At 68.5% G+C, this 26,056-nt stretch carries 25 protein-coding genes and 3 tRNA genes; 21 read left to right on the plus strand and 7 right to left on the minus strand.

Annotated features, from left to right (window positions below; all coding sequences use genetic code 11):
* Positions 1-102 precede the first annotated feature (102 nt).
* Genes ACSHWB_RS14785 through ACSHWB_RS14805 form a run of 5 tightly spaced genes read left to right on the plus strand, consistent with a single transcriptional unit; the run spans position 103 to position 4,530 of the window.
* Positions 103-1,449 carry an FtsK/SpoIIIE domain-containing protein gene (locus ACSHWB_RS14785; RefSeq protein WP_439662600.1) on the plus strand — a complete coding sequence of 449 codons (1,347 nt, stop codon included), beginning with the start codon at positions 103-105 and terminating at the stop codon, positions 1,447-1,449.
* Positions 1,446-3,056: a replication initiator gene (locus ACSHWB_RS14790; RefSeq protein ID WP_439662601.1), complete on the plus strand. Its 1,611-nt coding sequence runs from the start codon at positions 1,446-1,448 to the stop codon at positions 3,054-3,056. The genes ACSHWB_RS14785 and ACSHWB_RS14790 overlap by 4 nt, the downstream gene beginning before the upstream one ends.
* Before the next feature lie 18 nt (positions 3,057-3,074).
* Positions 3,075-3,254: a helix-turn-helix domain-containing protein gene (locus ACSHWB_RS14795; protein ID WP_253322043.1), complete on the plus strand. Its 180-nt coding sequence runs from the start codon at positions 3,075-3,077 to the stop codon at positions 3,252-3,254.
* A complete protein-coding gene (locus ACSHWB_RS14800) occupies positions 3,254-3,856 on the plus strand; it encodes a hypothetical protein (RefSeq protein WP_439662602.1) in 603 nt (200 codons plus the stop codon). The genes ACSHWB_RS14795 and ACSHWB_RS14800 overlap by 1 nt, the downstream gene beginning before the upstream one ends.
* Positions 3,853-4,530, plus strand: a complete 678-nt coding sequence (locus tag ACSHWB_RS14805) for a site-specific integrase (protein ID WP_439662603.1) — start codon at positions 3,853-3,855, stop codon at positions 4,528-4,530. Before ACSHWB_RS14800 ends, ACSHWB_RS14805 begins: the two co-directional genes overlap by 4 nt.
* A gap of 76 nt (positions 4,531-4,606) precedes the next feature.
* On the opposite strand, the gene ACSHWB_RS14810 is transcribed toward ACSHWB_RS14805, so the two are convergent.
* A tRNA-Ser gene (locus ACSHWB_RS14810) sits at positions 4,607-4,691 on the minus strand.
* A gap of 26 nt (positions 4,692-4,717) precedes the next feature.
* Positions 4,718-5,149 (minus strand): MarR family winged helix-turn-helix transcriptional regulator, encoded by a 432-nt coding sequence (locus ACSHWB_RS14815; RefSeq protein WP_439664600.1) that lies wholly within the window; start codon positions 5,147-5,149, stop codon positions 4,718-4,720.
* Positions 5,150-5,313: 164 nt separating this feature from the next.
* Between ACSHWB_RS14815 and ACSHWB_RS14820 the strand changes: the two genes are divergently transcribed.
* The 4 genes from ACSHWB_RS14820 to ypfJ all read left to right on the plus strand — a co-directional run bounded on the left by ACSHWB_RS14820 (position 5,314) and on the right by ypfJ (position 10,013).
* On the plus strand, positions 5,314-7,029 hold the full coding sequence (locus tag ACSHWB_RS14820) for a bifunctional metallophosphatase/5'-nucleotidase (RefSeq protein ID WP_439662604.1): 1,716 nt from the start codon (positions 5,314-5,316) through the stop codon (positions 7,027-7,029).
* Between the two features lie 97 nt (positions 7,030-7,126).
* The gene (locus tag ACSHWB_RS14825; RefSeq protein WP_439662605.1) at positions 7,127-7,693 is read left to right on the plus strand and encodes a hypothetical protein; all 567 of its coding nucleotides are present in this window, start codon (positions 7,127-7,129) and stop codon (positions 7,691-7,693) included.
* Between the two features lie 55 nt (positions 7,694-7,748).
* Positions 7,749-8,534, plus strand: coding sequence for a hypothetical protein (locus ACSHWB_RS14830; protein WP_439662606.1), 786 nt, complete (start codon positions 7,749-7,751; stop codon positions 8,532-8,534).
* Between the two features lie 582 nt (positions 8,535-9,116).
* The gene (gene ypfJ / locus ACSHWB_RS14835) at positions 9,117-10,013 is read left to right on the plus strand and encodes a KPN_02809 family neutral zinc metallopeptidase (RefSeq protein WP_439662607.1); all 897 of its coding nucleotides are present in this window, start codon (positions 9,117-9,119) and stop codon (positions 10,011-10,013) included.
* Here the strand turns inward: ypfJ and ACSHWB_RS14840 are convergent.
* The 4 genes from ACSHWB_RS14840 to ACSHWB_RS14855 form a co-directional block, all read right to left on the minus strand.
* Positions 10,010-11,404 (minus strand): M28 family peptidase, encoded by a 1,395-nt coding sequence (locus ACSHWB_RS14840; RefSeq protein ID WP_439662608.1) that lies wholly within the window; start codon positions 11,402-11,404, stop codon positions 10,010-10,012. The two genes, ypfJ and ACSHWB_RS14840, sit on opposite strands and share 4 nt — an antisense overlap.
* Positions 11,405-11,466: 62 nt before the next feature.
* Positions 11,467-12,174 (minus strand): class I SAM-dependent methyltransferase, encoded by a 708-nt coding sequence (locus tag ACSHWB_RS14845; RefSeq protein ID WP_439662609.1) that lies wholly within the window; start codon positions 12,172-12,174, stop codon positions 11,467-11,469.
* A 157-nt stretch (positions 12,175-12,331) separates the two neighbouring features.
* Positions 12,332-12,745, minus strand: coding sequence for a VOC family protein (locus ACSHWB_RS14850; RefSeq protein WP_439662610.1), 414 nt, complete (start codon positions 12,743-12,745; stop codon positions 12,332-12,334).
* 10 nt (positions 12,746-12,755) lie between these two features.
* Positions 12,756-13,187, minus strand: coding sequence for a helix-turn-helix domain-containing protein (locus tag ACSHWB_RS14855; RefSeq protein ID WP_439662611.1), 432 nt, complete (start codon positions 13,185-13,187; stop codon positions 12,756-12,758).
* Positions 13,188-13,437: 250 nt separating this feature from the next.
* On the opposite strand from ACSHWB_RS14855, the gene ACSHWB_RS14860 reads away from it, so the two are divergent.
* The 3 genes from ACSHWB_RS14860 (at position 13,438) to ACSHWB_RS14870 (ending at position 17,150) form a co-directional block, all read left to right on the plus strand.
* Entirely contained in the window at positions 13,438-16,017 is a 2,580-nt protein-coding gene (locus tag ACSHWB_RS14860; protein ID WP_439662612.1) for an SdrD B-like domain-containing protein, read from the plus strand.
* A gap of 42 nt (positions 16,018-16,059) precedes the next feature.
* Positions 16,060-16,278, plus strand: a complete 219-nt coding sequence (locus ACSHWB_RS14865; RefSeq protein ID WP_439662613.1) for a hypothetical protein — start codon at positions 16,060-16,062, stop codon at positions 16,276-16,278.
* A gap of 122 nt (positions 16,279-16,400) precedes the next feature.
* Positions 16,401-17,150 carry a sulfite exporter TauE/SafE family protein gene (locus ACSHWB_RS14870; protein ID WP_439662614.1) on the plus strand — a complete coding sequence of 250 codons (750 nt, stop codon included), beginning with the start codon at positions 16,401-16,403 and terminating at the stop codon, positions 17,148-17,150.
* On the opposite strand, the gene hisC is transcribed toward ACSHWB_RS14870, so the two are convergent.
* Positions 17,140-18,207: a histidinol-phosphate transaminase gene (gene hisC / locus ACSHWB_RS14875; RefSeq protein WP_439662615.1), complete on the minus strand. Its 1,068-nt coding sequence runs from the start codon at positions 18,205-18,207 to the stop codon at positions 17,140-17,142. The genes ACSHWB_RS14870 and hisC overlap by 11 nt on opposite strands.
* Before the next feature lie 76 nt (positions 18,208-18,283).
* Here hisC and ACSHWB_RS14880 point away from each other — a divergent pair, with 76 nt between their 5' ends.
* The 9 genes from ACSHWB_RS14880 (at position 18,284) to ACSHWB_RS14920 (ending at position 26,034) form a co-directional block, all read left to right on the plus strand.
* Positions 18,284-18,925 carry a dienelactone hydrolase family protein gene (locus tag ACSHWB_RS14880; RefSeq protein WP_439662616.1) on the plus strand — a complete coding sequence of 214 codons (642 nt, stop codon included), beginning with the start codon at positions 18,284-18,286 and terminating at the stop codon, positions 18,923-18,925.
* A 208-nt stretch (positions 18,926-19,133) separates the two neighbouring features.
* Positions 19,134-19,607, plus strand: coding sequence for a hypothetical protein (locus ACSHWB_RS14885; RefSeq protein WP_439662617.1), 474 nt, complete (start codon positions 19,134-19,136; stop codon positions 19,605-19,607).
* On the plus strand, positions 19,604-20,881 hold the full coding sequence (locus tag ACSHWB_RS14890) for a PPE domain-containing protein (RefSeq protein WP_439662618.1): 1,278 nt from the start codon (positions 19,604-19,606) through the stop codon (positions 20,879-20,881). Before ACSHWB_RS14885 ends, ACSHWB_RS14890 begins: the two co-directional genes overlap by 4 nt.
* Positions 20,878-21,633, plus strand: a complete 756-nt coding sequence (locus ACSHWB_RS14895; RefSeq protein WP_439662619.1) for an ESX secretion-associated protein EspG — start codon at positions 20,878-20,880, stop codon at positions 21,631-21,633. The genes ACSHWB_RS14890 and ACSHWB_RS14895 overlap by 4 nt, the downstream gene beginning before the upstream one ends.
* A gap of 75 nt (positions 21,634-21,708) precedes the next feature.
* On the plus strand, positions 21,709-23,652 hold the full coding sequence (locus tag ACSHWB_RS14900) for an acetoacetate--CoA ligase (protein ID WP_439662620.1): 1,944 nt from the start codon (positions 21,709-21,711) through the stop codon (positions 23,650-23,652).
* 155 nt (positions 23,653-23,807) lie between these two features.
* Positions 23,808-23,897: transfer RNA gene (locus ACSHWB_RS14905), tRNA-Ser, on the plus strand.
* Between the two features lie 41 nt (positions 23,898-23,938).
* Positions 23,939-24,011 (plus strand) — tRNA-Arg (locus tag ACSHWB_RS14910).
* A 206-nt stretch (positions 24,012-24,217) separates the two neighbouring features.
* Positions 24,218-25,060, plus strand: a complete 843-nt coding sequence (locus tag ACSHWB_RS14915; protein ID WP_439662621.1) for an SAM-dependent methyltransferase — start codon at positions 24,218-24,220, stop codon at positions 25,058-25,060.
* Positions 25,061-25,206: 146 nt separating this feature from the next.
* Positions 25,207-26,034 carry an SDR family NAD(P)-dependent oxidoreductase gene (locus ACSHWB_RS14920; protein WP_439662622.1) on the plus strand — a complete coding sequence of 276 codons (828 nt, stop codon included), beginning with the start codon at positions 25,207-25,209 and terminating at the stop codon, positions 26,032-26,034.
* The last annotated feature ends 22 nt before the right edge of the window (positions 26,035-26,056 follow it).

Raw genomic sequence — 26,056 nt, forward strand, 5'->3', positions numbered from 1 at the left:
AAGTGGGTAGACCCGGCCCCGTTCGAGGGGGCTCGGCCGCGCTTTCCCTGGTGGATATGGCTTCCACGGTGGGCGAAGGTCATTGCCCTGCCGTTCGTCCTGGTGGGCTTCGCGGTGTGGCTCGGCGTCCGCCTGGTCCTCGTCGCGCTGCGGTACCCGGTCGTGGCCGGTCTGGTGGTCGTTGGGCTCGCGGCCTATCGGGAGTTCGGGCTCTCGCCACTCGTCCTGGCGCTGCTCACGCTCGTCGCTGGCCTGGCCATTTGGTCCGGGCTGCACCGGCCGTCGTTCCTGCGGCACTGCTGGTACCGCGTCCTCACTGAGTGGCGTCGGGCCACGGTCTACGTGCCGAAGTGGCGGACTGTCATTCGGCTGGCGGACTTGGTCAAGGAACATCGCGGCAAGGAGTATCGGCCTGAGCTGCGGCGCGTCCGGGCTGAGGGCTGGCGGGACAAGGTCCGGGTGCGGATGATCCCTGCGCAGTCGCCGGAGCAGTGGGAAGCGCGTCGAGACAACCTGGCGCACTCGTTCAACGCTCGGTCTTGCCGGGTCCGGGTGTTGAAGCCTCGGCTGCTCGAACTCGACTTCATCCACGCTGATCCGCTCGCTCGGCCGGTGAGCGTTCCGCCGCTTGATGACTCCGCGGACGTGGACCTGAAACGGCTGGTCATCGGGGTCACGGAGACCGGTCGGCCCTGGCGGTTGAAGCTCCTCGGCTCACAGGTGCTCGTGGTCGGTGTGCCTGGCGCGGGTAAGGGCTCGGTGCTCTGGTCGATCGTCTGGCAGCTCGCCCCCGCGATTCGCGCCAGCCTGGTTCGCCTCGTCGGCATCGACCCCAAGGGCGGGATGGAGCTGGGCCAGTGCCCGGACGCCTTCGCGAAGGTCGTCTACGACAACGGGCCGGACGCGGTCGAGCTGCTGGAGGAGATCGCGACGGAGGTCAAGGCTCGCGCTTCGCGGTACCGGGGCGTTCGTCGTCTGTGGACCCGTAGTGCTGGGGAGCCGTTCACGGTCCTGGTGGTCGATGAACTGGCGGACCTGATCGCCTACCAGCAGGACAAGCAGCTCCGGGAACGCGCATCGCGCGCGGTGCAGACGATCAGCTCGCAGGGACGGGCTCCCGGTGTCGCGACCGTGGCCCTGGTGCAGGACCCGCGCAAGGAGGTCGTGAGCTTCCGGCACCTGTTCACGACCCGCGTGGCGCTGCGCCTCGATGAGCCGATTCAGGTGGACATGGTCCTGGGCGACGGCGTTCGCCAACGCGGCGCGGCGGCTCATGAGATCAGCGAGAACACGCCCGGTGTCGCCTGGCTGAAGGAGGACGGGCAGCGCGAACCGGACCGGGCTCGGGCCTTCCACGTGACGGACGCGGACCTGGTTGAGCTCGGGCTGTTCCTCGCCCCGGCGACCGTTCACGACTTCCCGGCAAGCAGCGAGCGGAGGGCAGCATGAGCACGAACGTCACCACGTTTCCCGGCGATGTTGCGGGCCAGACCCGCGCGCAACGGATGAGGCAGCCTGCGGCGCTCGACGTCACCAAGGCTGCCGCTGAGCAGCACGGGGTGTGTGTCCGGCCGTTCACGATGGAAGTCGAAGACCACGAGTCCTACGAGGTCCGGTACGTCGCGGTCCCGTGCGGCTCGACGGTCGAGAGCGTCTGTGCGCCCTGCGCGAAGAAGGCCAAGGCCTTGCGGATGGCTCAGTGCCGCGAGGGCTGGCACATGGAGGTGGAGCCCGACTTCACCCCCGAACCGGCCACAAACGACCAGACGGAGCTGCTGGAGTACCGCGCTGACCTCTTCAAGGCCTACAAGGAAGTAGGCGGCTCGGCTGAGGCGGACGAGCTGCGGGAGGAGATCCACAGCGTCGACGAAGAACTTCGGCAACTCGGCGTCCGTGGTCGCCTGCCCTCGCCGGACGACCCCGGCAAGCGACCCGTGAAGCGCTCGACGAAGCGTCGGCAGGATGCGCCGGACCTACCTCGGCGGCGGGTTGAGAAGCGGACGGTTGGACGGGAGTTCGCGGGAGCCTTCCGTCCCTCGATGTTCGTCACGCTTACCCTCGACACCTACGGCAAGGTGCGCGACGACGGCACGCCCGTTGACCCGGACACCTACGACTATCGCCGTGCGGCACGGGATGCGGTCCACTTCGCGTCCCTCGTTGACCGGTGGTGGCAGAACCTGCGGCGGGTCGTCGGCTGGGACGTGCAGTACTTCGCCACAGTCGAGCCCCAGAAACGCGCTGCTCCGCACCTGCACGCGGCACTCCGCGGTTCGATCCCTCACGAGCTGATTCGCCTGGTCACGGCCGCCACCTATCACCAGGTGTGGTGGCCGAACCACGACGAACGCGTCTACGTGGACCGGCTGCCGGTCTGGGACTTCGACGCCAAGGCGTTCGTCGACCCGGACACCCGAAGGGCCTTGACCACCTGGGAAGACGCGGAGGTCGAGGAACCGGCACACGTCGCGAGGTTCGGGCGACAGGTGCACTCCAAGGGCATCCTCGGCGGGTCTGAGGAAGCTGGACGGCACATCGGCTACCTGACGAAGTACCTCACGAAATCGATCGGTGAGGTGGTCAAGCAGGACACCGAACGGCAACGTCGGCATGCGGACCGCCTGGCGGACGAGCTGGCCGTGACGCCGTGCTCGGATCGATGCGCGAACTGGCTGCTCTACGGCGTCATGCCTCGAGGTGCCAACTCCCGCATGAGTCCGGGACGGTGCAAGGGCAGGGCTCACCGCAGGGCGACGCTCGGGCTGCCTGGGCGGCGGGTTCTGGTGTCTCGCAAGTGGTCGGGGAAGACGCTCGCGGACCACAAGGCGGACCGGAAGCGCTTCGTCCTCCAGGCGCTCAAAGCCGTGGGGATCGAGAAGCCGGAGAAGGACCCGGCTCGGCTCGTCTGGCACAAGGTCCGGCCTGGTGATCCGAATGTGCCGCCACGGGCTCACCTGCTCATGCATGCCATCGCCCAACGCGTGACGTGGAAGGCCGAGTACGACCGCGCGCTGCTCGCGGCTGGGCCTCCAGATCTTTCGGCAACTGCGGCCTGATCAACCAAGGGGGAAGAGATGGACGACATGGTGTACCGCGTCGAGGAAGTTGCTCGTGCCCTTCGGGTGGGTCGGACGAAGGTGTTCGACTTGATCAGGGCCGGTGAGCTGACCTCGGTCAAGATCGGTGGGAGCCGTCGGGTTCCTGCGCGGTCGGTCCAGGACTACGTGTCCCGGCTGATCGCTGAGGCGGCGTGATGGCGGGCGGCAAGCGGTCCAACGGTGAGGGCTCGGTCTACCAGCGGAAGGACGGGCTGTGGGTCGGTGCGGCTTACGTGCTCACCACGACCGGGCACCGCAAGCGCGTCACTGTTTCGGCAACCACGGAGTCGGAGGCCTGGAAGAAGCTTCGGAAGAAGATCGCTGACTCGGACGCCGGCATTCCTGTAGCTGCGGAGACGTGGACGCTGGAGAGCTACCTCAAGTACTGGCTGTCCACTGTGGCCGCGACGAAGAGGCCTCGGACGGTCGAGGGGTACGGCGTGGTCGTGCGGCGGCACCTGGTGCCCAACCTCGGGACGAAGAAGCTCCACCGGTTGTCGGCGCAGGACGTCCGGACGTTCATCACACGCCCCGGAATGACTGCCGGTGCTGCGCGGAAAAGATCGACGCCAACCGGCCGAAGGATGCTCGTCGTTGCTGCACCAATGGGAAGTGCTGCAAGACGGTTCTATCCGACCGGACCATTCAACAGATTCACGCGGTGCTGCGGAATGCGCTGGCGCACGCCATGCGGGAGGAGGTCATTCCGCGGAACGTCGCCCGGCTCGTTCAGGTCAGGTCGCCTCGGTACGACGTGAACCGTGGCCTGACCGCTGATCAGGCAAAGGCGTTGCTCAAGGCGGCGGAGTACGACCGACTAAAGGCGCTGTACGTCCTGGCGCTCTACCTCGGAATGCGGCGCGGCGAACTGCTCGGCCTGAGGTGGAAGGACATCGATTGGGACGGGTGGGACGAGCCCTGCACGGAGCACGCGGACGACTTCTGCGAGGACTGCGCGGAGCAGTACGCGCCGACGTTGCAGATCCGTCAGACGCTTCAGCGGGTCGGTACGAAGCTCGTGTTCGTCCCGCCGAAGACGGACCGGTCAGAGCGGGTCATGCCGTTGCCGCTGCTCGTCGCCTGGGCGCTCGTCGATCACTGGGACCTCCAGGACGACGAAGCGGAGGCTGCGGGGGACCGGTGGGAAGAGTCAGGGCTGATCTTCACGACGATCCTTGGCGGACCGATCGATCCGACCTACCTGAGGTCGAGTTGGTACCCGATCCGGAAGCGCGCCGGCCTGGACAACGTGCGCTTTCACGACATCCGGCACTCGTGCGTGACGCTGCTGCTGAGGCTCGGCGTACCGCCGCACATCGTCCGGGACATCGTCGGCCACTCGAACATCGAGGTCACGATGATGATCTACGCGGCCGTCTCCCTTGAGGACAAGCGGGAGGCTTTGAAGCGGCTCACGGACGAGCTGGGCTGAGGTCGTTGCTACACCCGTTGCTACACCAGAGGGGGTGTGACCAGCCTCAACGGCTGGTCACACCCCCTCTGAACTGCGGAAGCGGAGGGATTTGAACCCCCGGACGGTTGCCCGTCTCCCGCTTTCAAGGCGGGTGCATTCGGCCGCTCTGCCACGCTTCCCAGACGCCTCGGCGTCAGCCCAAAGCCTAGCCGTTCGACTCCCGCAGGTGTGTCATGACCCGGTCGAACACCTTGGCCAGCACCTCGCCCTCCTCGGGCGTGAGCAGGTCGACGATGTGCTCGCGGACGCCGCGCAGGTGGGTGGGGGCGGCTTCGACCAGCTGCGTCATGCCCTTGGGCGTGAGTTCGGCCAGCACGCCGCGTCCGTCCTCTGTGCACTCACGGCGCGAGACCAGGCCGGCCTTCTCCATGCGGGCGACCTGGTGTGAGACGCGTGACTTCGAGGAGGCGACGTCCTCCGCGAGCTGGGTCATGCGCATGCGCTGGTTCGGTTGTTCCGACAGGCGCACGAGAATCTCGTAGTCGGCCAGTGACACTCCGTGGGTGTCCTGAAGCTCTCGGTGCAGACGGTCCATGAGCATGGAGGAACCGTTCACGTAGGTGCGCCACGCACGCATCTCGCCCTCGTCGAGCCAGTGCGGCTCGTGCTCACTTCGTGTCACGGGAACAAGGTTAGTCCTGCGGATGACGATCCAGTCATTGCTCTGGAAAACGTGGCCTTCGGAAGGCAGACTCCTCCGCCGTACACGCGCGTTAACCACGCCATCGAAAGGCTCCACGCATGAGTTCGTTCAGACGGCTTTCCGTTCTGGCGATCACCGCCGCCGCGGCCACTGTCATCAGCGCTACCGGGCCTGCCCAGGCCGATGTCCAGTCTCTGCGCGGTCGGGGCACGGTTGACGTGCGCCTGATCGGAATCAACGACCTGCACGGCAACATCGAGCCGCCGACCGGGTCGTCCGGGCGCGTCATCCTGCCGGACGGCACGACCGTCGACGCCGGTGGCGCCGCCTTCAACGCCACGCACATCAAGAACCTCCAGAAGGAGGTCAAGAACTCGGTCATCGTCGGGCAGGGCGACCTCATCGGTGCCAGCCCGATCGTGTCGGCCTTGTTCCACGACGAGCCGACGATCGAGGTGCTCAACAAGGTCGGCATGGACGCGACCGCCGCGGGCAACCACGAGTTCGACGAGGGCTACAAGGAGCTCCTGCGCATGCAGCGCGGTGGCTGCCACCCCGTGGACGGCTGCCAGTTCAGCGAGAAGTACAAGGGCGCGAACTTCCCGATCCTCGGTGCGAACGTCACGGACGCGAAGCACGGGCTGCCGGCTCTGCCGCCGTTCTGGGTGGAGATCCGCGACGGGATCCCGATCGGCTTCATCGGCATGCCGCTCAAGGACGTGCCGATCCTGGTCGACCCGAACGGCATCAAGGAGCTCAAGTTCGGTGACGAGGTGAAGGCGGCCAACAAGTACGCCAACCTCCTCGACGCGATCGGCATCAAGTCGATCGTGCTGCTCGTGCACCAGGGTGACCAGGTCGTCTCGACCGGTGGCGGGCCCAACGCGTGCAACGTGGCCCCGAACAACCCCGGCAGCGTCATCGCCACGCAGGTCAGCCCGAAGATCGACGCGGTCTTCTCCGGCCACAGCCACCAGCACTACAACTGCGTGGTCAAGGACCCGGCAGGCAACCCGCGGCCGTTCATCGAGGGCCTGGCCTTCGGACGTGAGCTCAGCGTCGTCGACCTGAAGATCGACCGCCGGACGCGCGACGTGATCCGCGGCGAGACCAAGGCCGACAACAAGATCGTCACGCGCACCGTGACGCCGGACCCCGCCATCCAGGCCGTGGTCGACCTGGCGAAGACGAAGTCGGCCCCGATCGCGAACCGCCAGGTCGGCACGATCAGCGCGGACATCTTGCGGGCGCAGAACCCCGCCGGCGAGTCGCCGCTCGGCAACCTCATCGCCGACTCGCAGCTGGAGCTCACCAAGGGCAACGGCGCGGTCCTCGCGCTGATGAACCCCGGTGGCGTCCGTGCGGACCTCACGTACGCCAGCTCGCCCGCGGGTGAGGGCAACGGCGTGGCCACCTACGGCGAGACGTTCACCGTCCAGCCGTTCGGCAACATCCTGCAGACGGTCACGCTGACCGGCGCGAACATCAAGGCGGTGCTGGAGCAGCAGTTCACCGCGGCCAGGCAGTTCGTGCTGCAGCCGTCGGCCGGCCTGAAGTACAGCTGGTCGGTCTCGGCGCCGTTCGGTTCGAAGGTCTCGAACGTCACGCTCAACGGCGTGCCGCTCGACCCGGCCGCGAGCTACCGCGTGACGATCAACAGCTTCCTGCAGGGCGGCGGTGACGGCTTCAGCGAGTTCACCAAGGGCACGAACATCACCGGTGGTGGCATCGACCTGGACGCGTTCTCGGCTTACCTGTCGGCGCACCCGAACCAGGCGCCTCCCGCGCTCGACCGCATCACGCAGCTGCCGTAACCGCAGAACGCAGCTGAAGGCCGTCCCGGCGACGCAAGTCGCCGGGATGGCCTTTTTCGCGTGCTCGATTGCTCCATTTGATCTAGGGTGAGGGCCGATGTCGTGGTTGCGTCGGCTCCTGTTGCTCGCCGGTCTGGTGACCGGCGCCTGGCTGCTGGGCACGGCAGGCGAGGCGAACGCCGACGTCCGGGTCGAGATCGACCAGCTCAGGGTCGAGGTGAAGCTCCCCGTCGCCGACATCGGTCTCAAGATCGAGACCGCGCCGCCACCACAGGAGCAGCAGCCCGTCCCGCCGAAGCCGGACCCGCGCGTCGAGCCGCCGGAACCACCCGCGGCACCTCAGGCGCCGGCCCGTCCAGCAGCGCCCGCCAAGGTCGAAGAGCCCCAGCGGCAGCACGCAGAGCCGTCGCAGCAGGTGCAAGAAACGCGACCCACGAACCCCGAGCCCGCCCCGCAGCAGCCGCAACCGCAGGCAGAGCAGCCGATCACCGGCACGCTCCCGCAGAGCGGCGCAGGGGCGAGCGCGGGCGGCACTCAGCTCCCGGCGGGCACGCTGCCGCACGTGACGCGGCCGCCCGCCACCACAGCGTCTCCAGTCAGCACCGACCAGCACGACGTGCCGAACGCCGTGCGCGCGGAGGAGAAGACGTTCTCTCCCGACTGACCCACGTGCCGCGACCAGCACAGGGATCAGTCACCACATTTCAGGGAGAACAGTCATGCGCAAGAACCTCAACCGCACCATGTCCGCTGCTCTGCTGACCGGCGGCCTGATGGTCGCGAGCGCCGGATGGGCCCAGGCCGTCCCGGTGCCGCTCAACATCGACGACGAGGTCCGCGTCGGCAACCTCGTCAGCGTCCCGGTCAAGGTCTGCGGCAACGCGATCAACGTGCTGGGCGACAGCGACGCCACGTGCGAGGAGCAGCCCGCCGCGCGCACCCAGGCCGACAAGGCCCTCGTCTCCGCGCCCGTCTCGGTCTGCGGCAACTCGGTCGGCGTCGCCGGCGGCGGCACGGGCAGCTGCGGCGAGACCAAGCCGCAGGAGCCCAACGGCACCGTCGAGGCCCCCGTGACCGTCTGCGGCACCAGCGCGGCCGTGCTCGGCACCGCGAGCGGCGACTGCGGCAAGACCGAGACCCCCGAGCAGCCGGAACAGCCCGGTGAGAACCCCGAGCAGCCCGGTGAGAACCCGGAGCAGCCGGGCGAGAACCCCGAGCAGCCCGGCGAGAACCCCGGTAACGGGAACCCCGGCAACGAGAACCCGGGCAACGGCAACCCCGGCGGCGGCAACAACGGCGACAACTCCGGCGGCGGCAACACGGGCGACGACTCCGGCGCCGGCCTCCCGAAGACCGGTGAGAAGGCCTCGCAGAACGCCTCGGCGATCATCCCGAACCTCTCCAGGACGGGTGCGGACCCGCTGGAGTTCCTGCTGGTCGGCCTCGGATTGATGACCGCGGGCGTGATGGCCCGCCGCGGCGCGCGTCGCGTCACCAAGGCCTGATCATTTCGAAAAAGCACAACTGATCGTTTTCTGCCAATCGCCCGGCGAGAGATTCTCTCGCCGGGCGATTGCTGTCTGCACTGTCGATCTCCGCAGGTCACCCGTCTGACTTCACCAATTCAGGTTTGCTGTGAGGTGTTGAGAAATGCGGGGATCAAGCGCATAGTCGATAACGAGCTGGCAACCGGCAGGTGAATGAACTGGACCACCCGGAGGCCACGCCCAGAAGGGGTAGGTGGTGCTGTGCAGGTATCTCCTCGCTGTGGCGAAACGCGGTCTGTCGCATCCCCGCGAACGGACTGGACGTGACCGGTCCGGTCGCGACTGTGTAGCGATGGACACGAGGTTTCGGGTGCCCAGGCGCCATCAGGCGTCGCTCAGCGCACTCCGACGCTGTTGAGCTCGGCTTCGGTGTCGTCTCATGGCGTCACCGGCTGAGCGCCACGCCAACCTTCGTGGGCCGTAGTCGTCACTTCCAAATGGGAAAGCCCAGGTGCGGTGCCCCGACGTCGGGTCCCGCACCTGGGCGTCTTTTGTGCTTTATCGTGTGCCGCCTACGGGTCCTTGGCATGGAGGCACGCGGTGCAGTTCAACGAAGGCGCGGAACTCGACCTATCGCAGGTTTCGGACCAACGGGGCGTCGGCGGCAGGGTCGCCGGTGTCGGCGGTGGCCTCGGCGTGGTCGGCCTCATCATCTACTTCCTGTTCCAGCAGTTCACCGGCATCCAGCTGCCGGCAGGAGGGCTGGAGGGCCTGGGCAACAACTCCCAGGTCGAGTCCGGTCAACTGCTCGAGAAGTGCAAGACCGGTGCCGACGCGAACCGCGACAGCGACTGCCGGGTCGTGGCGACGATCAACTCGATCCAGGGCTTCTGGACCGACCAGTTCGCGCGCTCCGGCAACACCTACCAGGTCACCAAGACCAACTTCTTCCGCAACAGCGTGAACACCCGCTGCGGCAACGCCACCTCCGCGGTCGGCCCGTTCTACTGCCCCGCGGACTCCCAGGTGTACATCGACCTGGACTTCTTCAACGAGCTGCGCACCAAGTTCGGCGCGACCGGCGGCCCGTTCGTCGAGGCGTACGTGCTCGCCCACGAGTACGGCCACCACGTGCAGAACCTGCTCGGCACGTCGGACAGGGTCGGCCGCGAGACCGGTCCCACCTCGGGTTCGGTGCGCCTCGAACTGCAGGCGGACTGCTACGCGGGTGCCTGGGGCAAGGCCGCGACGACGGTCCCGTCGGCCAACGGCCAGCCCCTGATCTCGAACATCACCCAGGAGGACGTGAACGCGGCGCTCGACGCGGCGGCGCGCATCGGTGACGACTTCATCCAGACCAAGCTCGGCGGCGGCCAGGTCGACACGACCCAGTTCAGCCACGGCAGCTCGGCTCAGCGGCAGAAGTGGTTCACGACCGGGTTGCAGACGGGCGATCCCGCCCGCTGCAACACGTTCGACACGAACAACCTGGGCTAACGCAGCGAGGCCCGTTCCGCGCGGGACGGGACGCCGTTCACCCCCTCGGTGGTGACGGCGTACGAGGCGATGACGTGGGCCGCGGCGGAGACGTTGCGGCCCAGCGCCACGCGGTTGATGTTGCCGAGGTTGTCGCACGCGCGGTGGTAGCAGGGATCCATCTCCATCCCCGCCGTGCCGCCCCACTTCGCGGCCTGCGCCTCGGTCTTGACCTCGCCGCCGCCGGAGATGATGCCGCCGGCCGGGATGCCGAGAGCGGTGAACGAGCCGTAGTCGCTCGCGCCGCGCACGTTCAGACCCTCGGGGCCGAGCTTGAGGCCCGTGTAGAAGTCGCTGAACGCCTTCTCGATGTGCTTCGACCCGTACGGCAGGCCGGGGTCGTTGTAGACGTAGTAGCCGGGGTTGGGCGAGCCGACCATGTCGAAGTTCAGGTAGAGCGCGATGTCCAGCTGCTGCTCGAACGACAGCCCCGAGGCGTAGGCGCGCGAACCGATCAGACCGGCCTCCTCCGCACCCCACCAGGTGAAGCGCACGGCGTTGGGCAGCTTGGGCCGGGAGCCCATCTTCAACGCCACCTCGAGCAGTGCGGCGGACCCCGAACCGTTGTCGTTCATGCCGGGACCGGCGTCGACGCTGTCGAGGTGCGCACCGGCGACGACAACGTTGTCCACGCGGCCGGTCCGCGTCTGGGCGACGACGTTGCGGTCGAGGTGGACCTCGTCGTGGTGGCGCAGGTCGAGGGTGACGGTCTGGCCCGCCAGCGCGGCGAGCGCGGTGCCGTCGGCCTTCGAGGCGCTGCCGCCGGGGATCGTGCCGGGGATGCGCAGGTCGAGGTGGCCGTCGACGTTGTTGGAGATGATCACGGCCGCCGCGCCGGCGTTCACCGCGTTGGCGTACTTGCTGACGAACGTGCAGGTGCCGCGCCGGATCAGGGCGACGGAGCCCTTGAAGTCCTGGCCGGCGAAGTCGCTCGCCTCGCAGCCGGGCGTGCCGTCCTCCGGCACGACCCGCAGCGGCGCGGTGAGGCCGCCGTCCGGGGTGTTGGGGGTGTCGCCGAACGGCACGAGCTCGTGCGACGCGCCCCCGATTGTTGCCAGGCCTGCGTCGTCGATCTTCCGCTTGACCTCGAACTCCGGTGTGCTCACGTCGAACCCGGCGTCGCGCAGACGCCCGGCCACGTAGTCGACGCTGGCCGCGTAGCCGGTGGTCATCGCGGCCCTGTTGCCGCCGTGGGTGTCGGCGATGCGCTGGAACGCGATCAGGTGCCGGTGGGCACCGTCCGCGCTCACCCGTGCGGCGAGGTCGCGGGCGGGGTCGGTGGCTGCGCTCGCTGTGGAGCCGAGCAGCACCAGGGACGAGGCCAGGGCTGTTACCGCGGTGATGGCACGCATGGTCCGAGACTGGCCTGGATGGTCATGAGAGCGCTACCACCCAGGCCAATCGAGACGGACCGTCAGCGGCGCGCGACCGCCAGCAACCGGTGGTTGCCCACACGGAAAGCGCTTCCGTCGACGTCGCCGAACAGCTCGATCGACGAGAACCCGGCGTCGTTCAGCATCCGGGTCAGCTCACCGGCCGTGTAGACGTGCTGCACGCAGGCCGACCGCTGGGTCCGCTCACCGTCGGTGAAGGTGAAGTCGATCAGCAGCCGAGCCGACGCCACGTCGTAGGTGTTCTCGGCGACGCAGTCCACGCCACCGAACGACATGCGCAGCTCGCCCGGCAACGAGGGCAGCAACGACTCGGCGGTGCAGCCGTAGTCGAGCACCAGAACGGGCGCGGCCTCGGCCAGTTCGCGGAGAAAGCGCTGCGAACCGGCGTGGTCGAGGTAACCGAAGCTGTTGCCCAGGCACAGGGCCAGGTCGGCGGTCACGCCGAACGAGCCCAGCGACGCCAGGTCGCCCTGCCGCCAGTCGAGGTCCGGTGCCAGTGAACGGGCGTGCGCGATGGCTTCCGCAGAGATGTCGATGCCCGTGGTCGTGTAACCGCGGCCGGCCAGCTCGATGCTGTGCCTGCCGCTGCCGCACGGCGCGTCGAGAACCCGCGGACCCGCGCTGAACCGGGTGACGAAGTCGATCTCGGCCGAGGTCTGCGAAGGCTGGACCGCACCACGCCAGAAACCGTTGGCGAGATCGGTGAAGAAAGAGGTGTACCAAGTCAAGGTAGAACTCCTGGTGATCGCGAGAACTGAACGCGAGAGTCACCGGGTACTGCGTAGGCACCCGGTGTGTCCGGGGCTGCCCATGGCATCTGCCTTGTCTCTGAGAACGTGCTGGAGCCACCACTCAAGCACGCCGGCACGAAAACGGGAACTGCTTTTACGGCTGGACGGACCGCGGCGTCGAGAAGCGGACCATGTTGCCGGACGGGTCGCGGAACGCGCAGTCGCGGACGCCGTAGTACTGGTCGATCGGCTCCTGCAGCACCTCGCCGCCGGCCGCGCGGACCTGCTCGAACTTCGCGTCCACGTCGTCGATCACGAAGATGACCCCGTGCAGCGATCCCTTGGCCAGCAACGCCTCCAGCGCCTCGTAGTCGGTCGGCGACGCGGGCGGCCCGATGCGGGACAGGCCGATCTCGACGTCGGGCTGCTCGGCGGGCCCGACCGTGAGCCAGCGGTAGCCGCCTTCGATGGTCTGGTCGGTGCGCACTTCGAGGCCGATGACGTCGCGGTAGAACTTCAGCGCGGCGTCCTGGTCGTGGACGAAGAGGAACGTGTGCGAAAGCTTCATGGGCAAAACCCTATGTACGCGGCGAACGCGTCGCTTCTCGAAATCTGCTCGGTCGCGTGAGGCCCCTCAAATGACATCCCGGCACCACCGCCAGCGAGTCGTGGGAGCGCGCCCGGTACGCCGACGGCGTCTCCCCGACCAGTTCGGTGAACCGGGACGAGAACGAGCCGAGCGAGGTGCAGCCGACCTCGACGCAGACCTCCGTCACCGACAGCGTGCCCAGCCGCAGCAACGCCTTGGCGCGCTCGATCCGCCTGGTCATCAGGTAGCTGTACGGGGTTTCGCCGAACGCCGTGCGGAACCGCCGCGCGAAGTGCGACGGCGACATCAGCGCGGCACGGGCCATCGCGGGCACGTCCAGCGGTCGCGCGTACTCGCGGTCCATGAGGTCACGTGCCCGGCGCAGGTGCGCGAGGTCCTCCGGCGTCACGAAGAACAGCATGCCACCGATCTGAGAGCAGACGAGTCCCCGCGATGCTCACGCTTTCCCGGCACCATTGGTTGCCCCGGTTTCGAGAAAACATTGGACATGTTCTCGTCCTACCTCTGACTCTTACGCGGCGACTGCCACTGCGGTACTTTCCGAACGTCTTGCCGATGCGTGCGGGGGCTCTGACATCGGCGGACAACATCATCACCGGGGACTCTGGGGGGATCCTTTGTCCGGTAGGTCCGCGCTCAGGATCGGTGCTTTGGCCACCGTTGCGGCGCTCGCGTTCGGCACGTCCTATGCCGCTGCTTTCGCACAGGACGACCCGACGAGCACACCGCCGACCACCTCCGAGACAACGATGACAACACCACCGCCGTCCTCTGCGCCGCCGCCGTCTTCGGAGCCGACACCGCCGCCGCCTGCCAAGGCCGAGCAGAAGAACAGCATCTCCGGCGTCCTGTACGCCGACAAGAACAGCAACGGGAAGCAGGATCCCGGCGAGGCCCTCGAAGACGGCACGATCACGGTCACCGGGCGCTCCACCTACACGACCAACAGCGGCGCGGAGGGCAGGTTCGCCTTCGCGGATCTCGCACCGGGCGACTACGTCCCGGCTTACTTCCTGCCCGACGGCTGGGTCGTGCACAACACGGCGCAGGTCGGCAGCACGGACGTGATCTCGGTCGTCGCCGGCGTGACCACCGAGGTGGCGGTGCGCGCGGAGCGGCCCTACTCCGAGCAGCTCAGCGCGACCGTGTCACTCGACCGCGACAGCTACGAGTACCCGGCGTCCGCGAAGATCACGGTGACCCTCACCAACACCACCGACCGCAGGATCGACGGCATCCAGGCCTCCTGCAACCGGCACAACGCCGAGAACACGCTCGGCAGTTCCAACTACTGGTACCTGTTCGGTTCGCCCGGCCAGTCGATCGAGGCCGGTCAGCAACGCAAGGTCACGATCACCGAGCGGATTCCGGCACCGGCCCTCACCGCGGGTGCCGTCACGCTCGACTGCGACTTCGCGCCGAACGCCCTGTGGAACCCCGACGGCCCGCAGGTGCACGCCGAGGCGGTGGTGAACGGCGGCTTCAGCTACACGCTGGTCCTCGGCGAGGACAGGAACGCCGACCAGCGCATCGACGCCGACGAGGCGCTCAGCGGGGAGAAGGTCGCGCTGCTGGACCAGCAGACCGGCCGTCAGGTTGCTGAGCGCAAGAGCGGCGCGGACGGCAGGGTCGAGTTCACCGGCCTGACGCCGGGCGACTACCAGGCGGTGCTGCTGTCGGCGTGGACGTTCACCGACGACAGCCAGCAGCTGGTGCGCGTCACCGGACAGGCCGAGGTCAGCCCCAGGTTCCTCAAGCTCGCCGCGCCCGCGGCCCTGACCGCCACGATGACGCTGGACAAGCCGCGCTACGAGTCGCACGAGACCGTGAAGGTCGACATCACGGTCAAGAACGACGGCGGCCGGGCGGCCGAGCGCGTCAGGTTGTTCGACAGGGGGTTCTGGGACCTGTACGCCCCCAGCCCGCAGTGGGGTGACGCCGTGGAGGACGGCCCTGGCGTGCGGATAGCCGCGGGGGAGTCCCGCACGTTCAGCGCGTTGGTCAAGATCCGTGAATTCAAGAACGGCAGACTGGAGGTGTCGGCGTGGATCGAGTACGTCGGCATGCCGAACGACGGCCCCACCAGCTTCTACGCCGGTGCCGAGGTCGTGCAGACCAACGGTGACATGAGCGGTGTCGTCTACATCGACAAGAACCACAACAAGCAGCAGGACCCCGGTGAGCTCGCCGCCGACACCTTGGTGGAGATCAGTGGCGGCGCGCCGTACGCGTACTTCAAGACCACGACCGACGCGAACGGCCGCTTCTCGCTCACGAACATCCCCTCCGGCGACTACACCGTCGACTACACGCTGGCCGGCGGCTGGATCGTGCACGCCGAGAACGACCGGCAGGCGCCCTTCGTGAGTCCAGGGGTACCCCTTCAGCTCACTGCACGAGGGGAGCGCCCGTACACAGAGGCGCTCAAGGTGACGACCGTGCTCGACAACACGACCTACGTGATCGGGGCCGACGCCAAGATCGCCATCACCTTGTCGAACAAGGCCGCCTACCCGGTCGACGGCGTTCAGGCCGCGTGCATCTCGGAAGGCAACACCTGGCGGGTGTCGGACAGGTGGGGCGACCTGCACAGCGCGGGGGTGACCCTCGGGCCGGGCGAGACGAAGACGTTGCTCGTCGACGAGAAGGTGCCCGAGAGCGCACGCGCGACGGGCCGCGTGACCGTGAAGTGCGACTTCGCGCCGGGCATCGAGTGGAACCAGGACTTCGTGACCGGCTACGACTGGGCGTTGATCCCCGGCGGCCACGGCTCGGTGACAGGCCCGCTCGCGCACGACAGGAACCACAACTCCCTGGGCGACCCCGGCGAGTCCATGCCGAACGCCACGGTCCGGCTGATGACCGACCGCGAGTTCGGCGGCATCGTCGCCGAGACCGTCTCGGACGCCGACGGGATGGTGCGCTTCGAACAGGTGCCGCCCGGCACCTACTGGGCGCAGGTCGACGGGCCTTGGAAGTTCGAGGGCATCAACGGCGGCCGCCTGGACGTCACGGCAGGACAGGAGACCTTCTACTTCTTCGTCGTCGTGGACGGTCCGCCGCCTACGACGCCGGGCGGCGATGACGGTGGCACCGGCGACGGCGGCTGGGGCGCCGAGGGCGCGCTCGCCAAGACCGGTGCCAGCGTGCTCGGGCTCGGCGCGGTCGCCGTGCTGCTCGTGGCGTTCGGCATCGGCGCTCGCGTCGCGGGCCGCCGCAGGACGTCCTGAACGGCGTTACAGCTCGAGGGAAGTTTCACAACCGTTGCCCCAGTGGACCGTGGAAGGTGGGAAACCGCCTTCCACCAAGGGAACCAGTCGGCCGTCGTCACGCCGGTCGCGTCCGGTGGTTCCGCCGGTGGCGCCGGCGGAGCGGCTGAGGTGCTCGCCAAGACCGGTGCGTCCGTGCTGGGCCTCGGCCTGCTCGGCGCCCTGCTCGTGGCCTTCGGTTTCGGTGCCGGCCTGATCGGGCGCCGCCGCCAGATCGCATGACTGAACACCTCTTGACAGGCCCGGCGCTCACTCTGAGTGCCGGGCCTGTTGTCATAAGCGCCACACTCCGGCGTCCCGAGTGGAGTGTTAGCGTCGCTAAGCATTGGGGTACGGGGGTGGACATGACGGTCTGGGAAGCAATCGCGGTGGTGATCGCGGGTGTGTTCGCAGGCGGCATCAACACCGTCGTGGGCAGCGGCACGCTCGTGACGTTCCCCGTGCTGCTCGCCGTCGGCTACCCGCCCGTGGTCGCGAACGTGTCCAACAGCCTCGGCCTCGTGCCCGGCTCGTTGTCCGGCGCGTGGGGCTACCGCGAGGAGTTGAAGGGGCAGTCGGACCGCATCAAGCGGTTGCTGCCCGCGTCGATCCTCGGTGGCATCCTCGGGGCGATCCTGCTGGTCACGTTGCCCGCCAAGGCGTTCACCGCGATCGTGCCGGTGCTGATCGTGATCGCACTGGTGCTCGTGGTCATCCAGCCGTGGCTCAACCGCAAGCTCTCGCACCGGCGCAGTGAGAACGACGGCGGTCTGCTGCTGTGGCTCGGGGTCTTCGCGGCCGGCGTCTACGGCGGCTACTTCGGGGCCGCGCAGGGCGTGCTGGTCATGGGGATCATGGGCGTGCTCGTCAGCGAGCACCTGCAGCGGATGAACGCGCTGAAGAACGTGCTCACCGCGTTCGTGAACCTCGTCGCGGGCGTCATGTTCATCTTCATCGCCGACGTGGCCTGGCTCGCGGTGCTGCTGCTGGCCGTCGGGTCCGTCGTCGGCGGCCAGATCGGGGCCAAGATCGGCCGCAAACTCCCACCCGCCGTGTTGCGCGGCGTCATCGTGGTGGTGGGAGTCGCGGCGATCGTTCAGCTGCTCATGAAGTGAACGCGCGGGCGGCGGCCAGGAAGGCGTCGTTCTCCTCCGGCTCACCGATCGTCACGCGGGCACCCTCGCCCACGAACGCGCGCACGACGACCTTGTGCGCCAGGCAGTGCTCGTTGAACGCGGCCGTGCGCTCGCCCAGCGGCAGCCACACGAAGTTCGCCTGCGTCTCCGGCACGTCGAAGCCCAGCGCGAGCAGTTCGCCGCGCACCCGGCCCCGTTCCGCGACGATCGCGCGGCAGCGGACCATCAGCTCGTCCTCGGCGTCCAGCGACGCCAGCGCGGCCACCTGGGCCAGTGCGTTCACGGAGAACGGCACGTAGACCTTGCGCAGCACCTCGGCGACGACCGGCGGTGCCACCGCGTAGCCGATCCGCAGGCCAGCGAGGCCGTACGCCTTCGAGAACGTCCGCAGCACCGCGACGTTGTTGTGGCCGGCGGCCCACTGCTGCTTCGCGAGCTCGACGCCGTCCGGGATGTGCGCGTCGTCGACGAACTCCTTGTAGGCCTCGTCGAGCACCACGAGCACGTCGCGCGGCACCTTGGCGATGAACGCCTCGATCTCCTCGGTGCGCAGCGCGGTGCCGGTCGGGTTGTTCGGGTTGCAGACGAAGACCATCCGCGTGTTCGGCGTGATCGCCGCCAGCATCGCGTCCAGGTCGTGGGTGTGCTTGGAGTCCAACGGCACGCGGATCTGCTTGGCGCCCGCCACGTGCGTGACGATCGGGTACGCCTCGAACGACCTCCACGCGAACAGCACCTCGTCGTTCTCGGTGCAGGTGGCCTGGACGAGCTGCTGGCACAGGGTCACGGAGCCGCAGCCGAGCGCCAGGTGGTCCGCGGGCACGCCGAGTTTGTCGGCCAGCCGCCCGGTGAGTTCGACGGCGCCCGAGTCGGGGTACCTGTTGATGCTGGTGGCCGCGTCGGCGATCGCTTTGACGACGCTGGGCAGCGGTCCGGCCGACACCTCGTTGCTCGCGAGCTTGATGGCGCCGGGGATGGTCCTGCCGGGCACGTAGGACGGCAGGGACGCCAGGTCAGCACGGGTTCGCACGGTCATGTCACCGATCCTCGCATTGCTCCGTCCGATTGGTCACGTTGACTGGAGTTCACCCCCGCGTGGAAGGCTGGGAAACATGACCAGTACCCGCATCGAGACGCTTACCCTCACCGACGGCCGTGAGCTGCGGGTGACGATCGCCGAACCCGACTCCGCCGTGCGGGGCGGACTCGTGGTGCTGCACGAGGCCCGCGGCATCACGGCAGGTGTGCGCACCCTCGTCAGCAGCCTCGCCGACGAGGGCTGGCTCGCGATCGCGCCGCACCTCTACTCCGAGGACCGGGTGCACGGTGACGACATCAAGGACCAGGTGAGCAAGCTCAGCGGTGACCGGCTGCTCGCCGACACCGACGTCGCGTTCGTCTGGCTGGGCCAGCGGGGCGTGAGCGCCGACCGGATGGGCGTCGTCGGCTTCGACATCGGCGGCACCGTCGCCATGGTGGTCGCCGCCAGCCGCACGATCGGCGCGGCCGTCACCGTGCAGGCGCCCGGCATCCTCGAGCCGCTCTCGGACGGGCTGCCCGCGCTGGTGGACGTCGCCGCGGACCTCACCTGCCCGTGGCTCGGCATCTTCAGCGACGAGGACTCGGAAGAAGTGAGCAAGCTTCGTGATGCTGTGATCAGCTCCGAAACCGCGTCAGATCTGGTCCGTTTCAACGTTTCGAGTGACGAAGCATGGGTTCGTGCGTTGAACTGGTTTGACGCTCACATGAGGTAAGGGTCTTTCCGGCGGATTGGAACCGAACCGTACTCCGGGTACATCTAAGGAGTGCTTCGGACGGCTGACTGGGTGTAGCTGCGCGTAACGCCCAGTGCTGCGGTGACGAGTTATGCAGTGCAGGGGGTTATGAAGGATGGCTGAAGGCACGGGGACAGGTTCTGGGACGACTGGCGCGGCGACGACGACGGGCACGGTGCCACCAGCGGTGACACCGGAAGTCACGACGTCGACCACCGTGCCGATCACGGCTGAGCAGCTGGCGGCGGTGAAGCCTGTTCTCCAGCAACAGATGCTCACGGACAAGGCGGAGGCGAGCCACGCCGCGGCCAAGCTCGACGCGGCGGCGGACAGCGGCAAGCTGACGCTCGACGTCGACGCCGCGGACGCGTTGATCAAGGCGGTCGATGCCGCCCGGGACCAGGTGATGGACCTGTGGAAGCGCGCGACCGACCAGCTGGCCACGCCACTGCAGCTCGGGGAGAACCCGGTCGCCAAGGCGATCAGCGCGCGGTTCTCCGACCTGGCCGTGGGTGAGGACTCCGGCGCCGCGAAGGCGTTGCTGGACCTCTTCAAGGTCCTCGACGACATCGGCGACGCCCTGCGCCGCAACCGCGACACCATCCGCGATGCCGACGAAGAAGCCGAGAAGTCGATGAAGAACGCCGGGGGGTCCTGGTGAGTCACGGATCGCACGACAACAAGGGCAACGGCGACAAGGACAACAAGTCGTCGCACCACAACGACGACAAGTACGACCGCAACGACCTGCACGAGCCGGTCGACTGGATGACGTACACGCACGAGCAGCTCTACAACATGGTGCACACGGGCGTGAACCTCGCCGGTGCCCAGGCCGCCGCGACGAACTGGCAGAAGATCGGCGAGGACATCGCCGGCGTGCGCACGAGCCTGCTCAAGGCCGTCGAGGACTCGTCGGTCGGCTGGGACAGCGACTCCGCCCGGCTCGCGCGTGACGGCCTGACCGAGGTCACCAACTGGGTCGACGACACCGCGAACTACGCGACGAAGGTGTCCACGGCGATCACGACCGAGACGAACAACGTCGAGGCCGCGCGCGCCGCGATGCCCCCGCCCCCCAAGGCTCCCGACGCTCCGGTGCCCGTGGAGACGACGCTGCCCCGGCCGGCGCTGCGCCCAGCGGACCGGCTCCTGACGGTCGACCAGGCCGACAGCTACAACCTTGCTGCCCTGCGCGAGCCCCGCCTGGTCGCGCAGACCCCCAGCGAGTTCGCCGGCTTCGAGGCCATCGGCAGCAGTCCCGTCGACGCCCTCGCGGCCAAGGACGCCTCGCACCGCCTCGCCGCCGACGTGATGGCGGCGTTCCAGCGCAACTCGGCCGCGGTCGACCAGACCGTGCCCTCGCAGTTCACGCCCCCGGTCAACCCGATCAACCCGACCCCGGTCGGCACCGAGATCAGCCGCACGCCGACCACGGGCACGCCCGACGGCGGCGCGGGTGGTGCGGCAGGCGCCCCGGTCACGACCGGCACGCAGAACCAGAACCGCGGCACCACCAACACCTCCTCGCGCTATGGCGGCGGGGCGGGCGGTGGCCGCGGTGGTGCGGGCGGCGGTGGCTTCGGTGGCGGCATGGCCCGTCCGTTCGGCTCCGGCAACCAGGGCGGCGGTGGAGGCGGCGGCGGAGCAGGTGCCGGCGCGGGAGCCGGGACCGCCGGTGGTGTCGCCGGTGTGAACGAGGGTTCGCGCGGTGGCGCCGGTGCGGCGGCTGCGGCTGCCTCGCCCGCGGCCGGTGGCCAGACCAAGGCGTTCCAGAACCCGCTCGCGATGGGCGGCGCGCCGATGGCCGGTGCTCCCGCCGGAGCCGGCGGCCAGAACGACTCCAAGGAGCACAAGACCGCGAGCTACCTGGAAGAGGACGACAACGTCTTCGGCCTGGACCGCAAGGCGGCCCCGCCGGTGATCGGTCAGTGACCGAACGCCAGTTCACGGTGAGCTCGCAGGAGTTCTTCCTGCTGTGGCAGGCCGTGCACGGCGAGGACCGCGTCGTGCCGCTCGGCACCCCCCACTTCGGGGCCACCCGAGCGGCGCGGCAGGCACTCGTCGAAGCCAGCTCCCGCACCTTGCAGGCCCGCAGGCTGGGCACAGTGCAGCGGCCGGATCCCGACCTCCGCGCGCTGGTCAGCGGCCTCGGCGAGTTCGACAGGGCGCTGGAGATCGCGTACTTCAAGGGCACCGAACTGGCCCGCGGCATCGCCTGCGCGGGCTGGGGCGGTGCGTTCGCCGCCAGGGTGAACGACGAGGTGCACCTGTACCCGTTCCACCCGACGTCGCTGGCCTCGGCCACGGTGTCGTCGCTGCCGGGCCTCGCGCCGGGCTCCGGCCGTGCCGTGAACGTGCGCTGGGACGACTACGTCCGCGCGGGTCAGGCGGGCGAGCAGGACGGCAAGCAGGCGTTCCTGGAGATCCTGCGCGACGCGGGCATCCGCGAACCGGAGGCGCACAACCTGCTTCGGATCGTCACGTCCCGCATCGGCGGTGGCGAGCTGGGACTGACCGCCCGCAACCGCGACGGCGTGCCCCGCCCGACCGGCCGATCGGTGTCGTGGCTCGACACCCGCGAGGGCCGCTACCTCCTGCGCAGGCAGGACGGCTGGCTGGTGCTCGCTCCCGCCGACGCCTCACGCCTGACCAGCGCCGTCGACGAGCTGATCGCCGCGGGATAGTGCCACATCGGCGGGCTTCGGCAAGTCCGTCAATCACACATGGACGTTCGGTTGTGCCTCGGTTAGACATGGGGCATGACCGACACCGACGTCGAACTGCTGTGGCGCCCGGACCCCACGAGGGACAACGGGATGTCCGCTTTCCGGACGTGGCTCGCGGATCGCGGCCATTCCTTCCCCGACTACGAGTCGCTGTGGGACTGGTCGGTCTCCGACCTCGAAGGGTTCTGGGGCGCCATCGCGTCGTACTTCGACGTCCGGTTCCACAGCGAGCCTTCGCGCGTGCTGGGGTCCGCGGAGATGCCGGGTGCTGAGTGGTTCCCCGGCGCGACGCTGAACTACGCCGAGCACGCGCTGCGCCGCGGTGCCGACGACGAGCTCGCCGTGATCTTCCACCGCGAGGACGGCCTCGCCACGTCCCTGACGTTCGGTGCCCTGCGTTCGCGCGTGGCCGCTTTCCGGGCCGCGCTGGCCTCTCTGGGCGTCTCCGAGGGCGACCGGGTGGTGGCACTCGTCCCGAACGCCCCCGAGGCTCTCATCGCCTTCCTGGCGGCTGCCTCGCTGGGCGCCACGTGGTCGTCCTGCTCTCCGGACTTCGGCGCACGGGCCGTCGCCGACCGCTTCACCCAGATCGAGCCCGCGGTGTTCGTCGCGGTCTCCGGCTACGTCTACAACGGACGGTCGTTCGACTGCCGCCCGGTGGTCGAGGAGATCCGCGCGCAGCTGCCCGGCCTGCGCGCCACGGTCCTGATCGACTACCTGGACAACGGCTCCTCGCTGCCGGACACGCTGTCGTTCTCCGAACTGGTGGCGTCCAACGAGGGCGCCGTGCTGGAGTTCACGCCGGTGCCGTTTGACCACCCGCTGTGGGTGCTCTACTCGTCCGGCACCACGGGCCTGCCCAAGGGCATCGTGCAGGGCCACGGCGGCATCGTCCTCGAACACCTCAAGATGCTCGGCCTGCACAGCGACCTCGGCCCCGGCGACCGCTTCTTCTGGTTCACCACCACCGGCTGGATGATGTGGAACTACCTGGTGGGCGCCCTCATGGTCGGCACCACCATCGTCCTGTACGACGGCAGCCCGGCCTACCCGTCGCTGAACACGTTGTGGCACTTGGCAGAACAGCACCGCGTCACCTACTTCGGCACCTCGGCCCCGTACGTCCAGTCGTGTCTGAAGGAGGGCCTCGACCCGTCCTCCCGCTACGACCTGACGGGCCTGCGCGTGGTCGGCTCGACCGGCGCACCCCTGACCCCGGAAGGCTTCCGCTGGATCGCCTCCGCCGTCGGTAAGGACGTCCAGATCGCCTCGGTCTCCGGCGGCACCGACGTCTGCACGGCGTTCGTGGCGGCCTCCCCGGACCGCCCGGTCTGGCTGGGCGAGCTCTCCTGCCGTTCGCTGGGAGCCGCGGTCCACGCCTACGACGACGCCGGCACCGTGCTGGACAACGAGGTGGGCGAGCTGGTGATCACCAAGCCGATGCCGTCCATGCCGGTCTTCTTCTGGGGCGACGAGGACGGCTCGAAGCTGCGCGACGCGTACTTCGACACATATCCCGGAATCTGGCGCCACGGCGACTGGATCCGCATCACCCCGCGAGGCTCGGCGGTGATCTACGGCCGCTCCGACTCGACCCTCAACCGCGGCGGCGTCCGCATGGGCACCTCGGAGTTCTACCGCGTCGTCGAGTCCGTCGACGGCGTCGCGGACTCCCTGGTGATCGACACCTCCGGCGTCACCGAGGGCGAGCTCCTCTGCTTCGTGGTGCTGGACGGCGTCACCCTGGCCGATGTGGAACCGTTGCTGCGCCGAGAATTGCGCGCCTCTCTGTCGCCGCGCCACGTGCCGAACCGATTCGTGGCCGTGACCGAGATCCCGAGGACCCTGAACGGCAAGAAGTGCGAGGTCCCGGTCAAGAAGATCCTCGCGGGCATGGACCCGGACCGAGCCGTCAGCCGAGGCGCACTCCGCAATCCCGAGTCGCTCCAACCGTTCCTGGAACTCGTCTCGGAATGATCTAGGTCACTCCGTTCGCGGTGACCAGGCGTTTAACGCCCCTCTCCGGGCCTCTGAACATGCTCTGACCAGCAGGTTCCGGGTTTTGAGGGGGGCGTTTTGCAACTCGGTTGAGGACCTGTGTAACCTATGTCCCGTGGCCAAGGATGGTCCCGGGAGGCTTCGCCTAGTCTGGTCTATGGCGCCGCACTGCTAATGCGGTTTGGGGTAACCCCCCATCCCGGGTTCAAATCCCGGAGCCTCCGCAAGGCCGAACCTCTTGGGGATCGGTTACAATTAAATACACGCGCTCGTAGCTCAACGGATAGAGCATCTGACTACGGATCAGAAGGTTGCAGGTTCGAATCCTGCCGAGCGCACTGACTCAGGGCCCCTGTGGAGAAGTTTTCCACAGGGGCCCTGACGCATTTCCGGTTGTGACGCACGTGCCCTGGCTCGCTCCAGGCGCCGACCGGGATCGTGGACAACCCGGATGAGCGGACACTACGTTGGGATTCGCCGGTGCGGGCCTACCCGCACCGGCGAATCTTTGGCCGGACGAGCACAACACGAAAGGCCGGGTTGGGTGAACACCACTGTCGAGCAGCAGGTCCGCGAGTACTACAACCACGCAGGACCCGCCTACCACGCGCTCATGGGGCAGTTCTGGCACCACGGTGACCTGGAGGCCGAGCGGGCGGGACTCTCGCCGGAGGACGCGGCGAAGGCGTTGGCGCGCAAGCAGGTCGACGCGGCCGGGCTGCGGCCCGGCGGTACGGGACTGGACTTCGGTAGCGGCGTCGGCGGCACGGCGGTGTACACGGCCTCGATCTCCGGTGCGAACGTCGTCGGCATCTCCAACAACGAGTGGCTCTCCGCGCAGGCCCGCAAGTACGCGGCCGAGCAGGGGATGAGCGAGCGGGCCGCGTTCCTGACGGTGGGCGACGAGGACTACAAGTCGTTGATCGCGTGGCCGGACGGGTCGCTGGACGTGGTCAGCTTCTACGAGTCGGTGTGTCACCTGCCGGAGAAGGCCGCCTTCTTCACGGCCGCGTTCCGGGTGCTCAAGCCCGGCGCCTGCCTGATCGGTGTCGACTGGATCCGCCGGCCGTTCGGCGAGTACCGGACCGAGGAGCAGATCGCGCCGTTCATCGGGCCGGTGGAGGAGGTCATCTCCATCCCGAGCCTCGGCACGCTGGACGAGTACCGCGAGATGATGTCGGCCGCGGGGTTCGTCATCGAGGTCTCCGAGGACCTCTACCCGGACGTCGAGTGCTGGGGCAGCACGCCGCCGGACGACGGTCAGGGCTGGGGCGAGTACGAGGGCGAGCAGAACACCGTGATCCACGACGGCAAGCGGGTGCTCGACGCCGCTCGTGCCGCCGGTGTCTTCTCGGTCGCGCGGTGGGTCGCGCGCAAGCCGGGCTGACGGCACCGCGGACGGCCGTGACGACGACCGGGGTGGCAACTCCGGTCGTCGCTCCACGTACGCCGTTCGGCGCGGACAGCGGCCACTCGCAGACGTGACCGACAACTCGCACGGGCCCGCACGACCAACGTGGCCATCATCGAAGGATGGCGATTCTCGCGGGCAAGGCCGTGGTCATCACCGGCGCCGGGCAGGGTCTGGGACGGGCGTTCGCCACCCAGGCCGCCGCGGAGGGCGCCGCGGTCGTGATCAACGACGTCGACGAGCCGCTCGCCAGGCAGGTGGCCGACCTCATCACGCTCATGGGCGGCAAGGCCGTCGTGAGCGCGGGGCCGGTGCAGGACCCCGACCAGGCCGAGGCCATGGTCGACACCTGCACGGCGGCGTTCGGCCGGATCGACGGGCTCGTCAACAACGCCGGCGTCCGCTACCAGGCTGAGCTCGGCCAGGACGACCCGAAGCACATGCGCGAGCTCATCGAGATCAACGTCCTCGGCACGCTCTACTGCACGAACGCGGCGGTCAGGAGCATGCGCGGGGGCTCGATCGTCAACCTCGGCTCGGTCGCGATGGTCGGGCAGCCGACGGCGCTCACCTACAGCGCCTCCAAGGGGGCGGTCGCGAGCATCACGGCCGGGGCGGCGGCGGAGCTGCACGACCGCGGCATCCGAGTCAACGCCGTGTGCCCGGTCGCCTGGACGCGGATGGCCGCTGCCGACACCAGGGCCAAGCCCAGCGGAGCGCCGGAGACGATCGCGCCGCTGGTCACGTACCTGCTGAGCGACCAGGCGGCGAAGGTCACCGGACAGCTGATCCGGTTCGCCAACGGGCGGCTGCACCTCATGGGGCAGACCTCGCCGATGCAGCCCGTCCTCGAACGGGAGACCTGGGACGTCGACTCGATCGCCGAGGCCTTCGAGCAGCGGATCGAGCCCGAGGACCCCGCCTGGGTCCGATGGGGTGTCGGAAGGTGACGCGCGCCTGATCTCCAGGCAG

The organism is Lentzea sp. HUAS TT2 (assembly GCF_051853195.1).
In the GTDB taxonomy this organism is placed as follows: Bacteria; Actinomycetota; Actinomycetes; order Mycobacteriales; family Pseudonocardiaceae; genus Lentzea.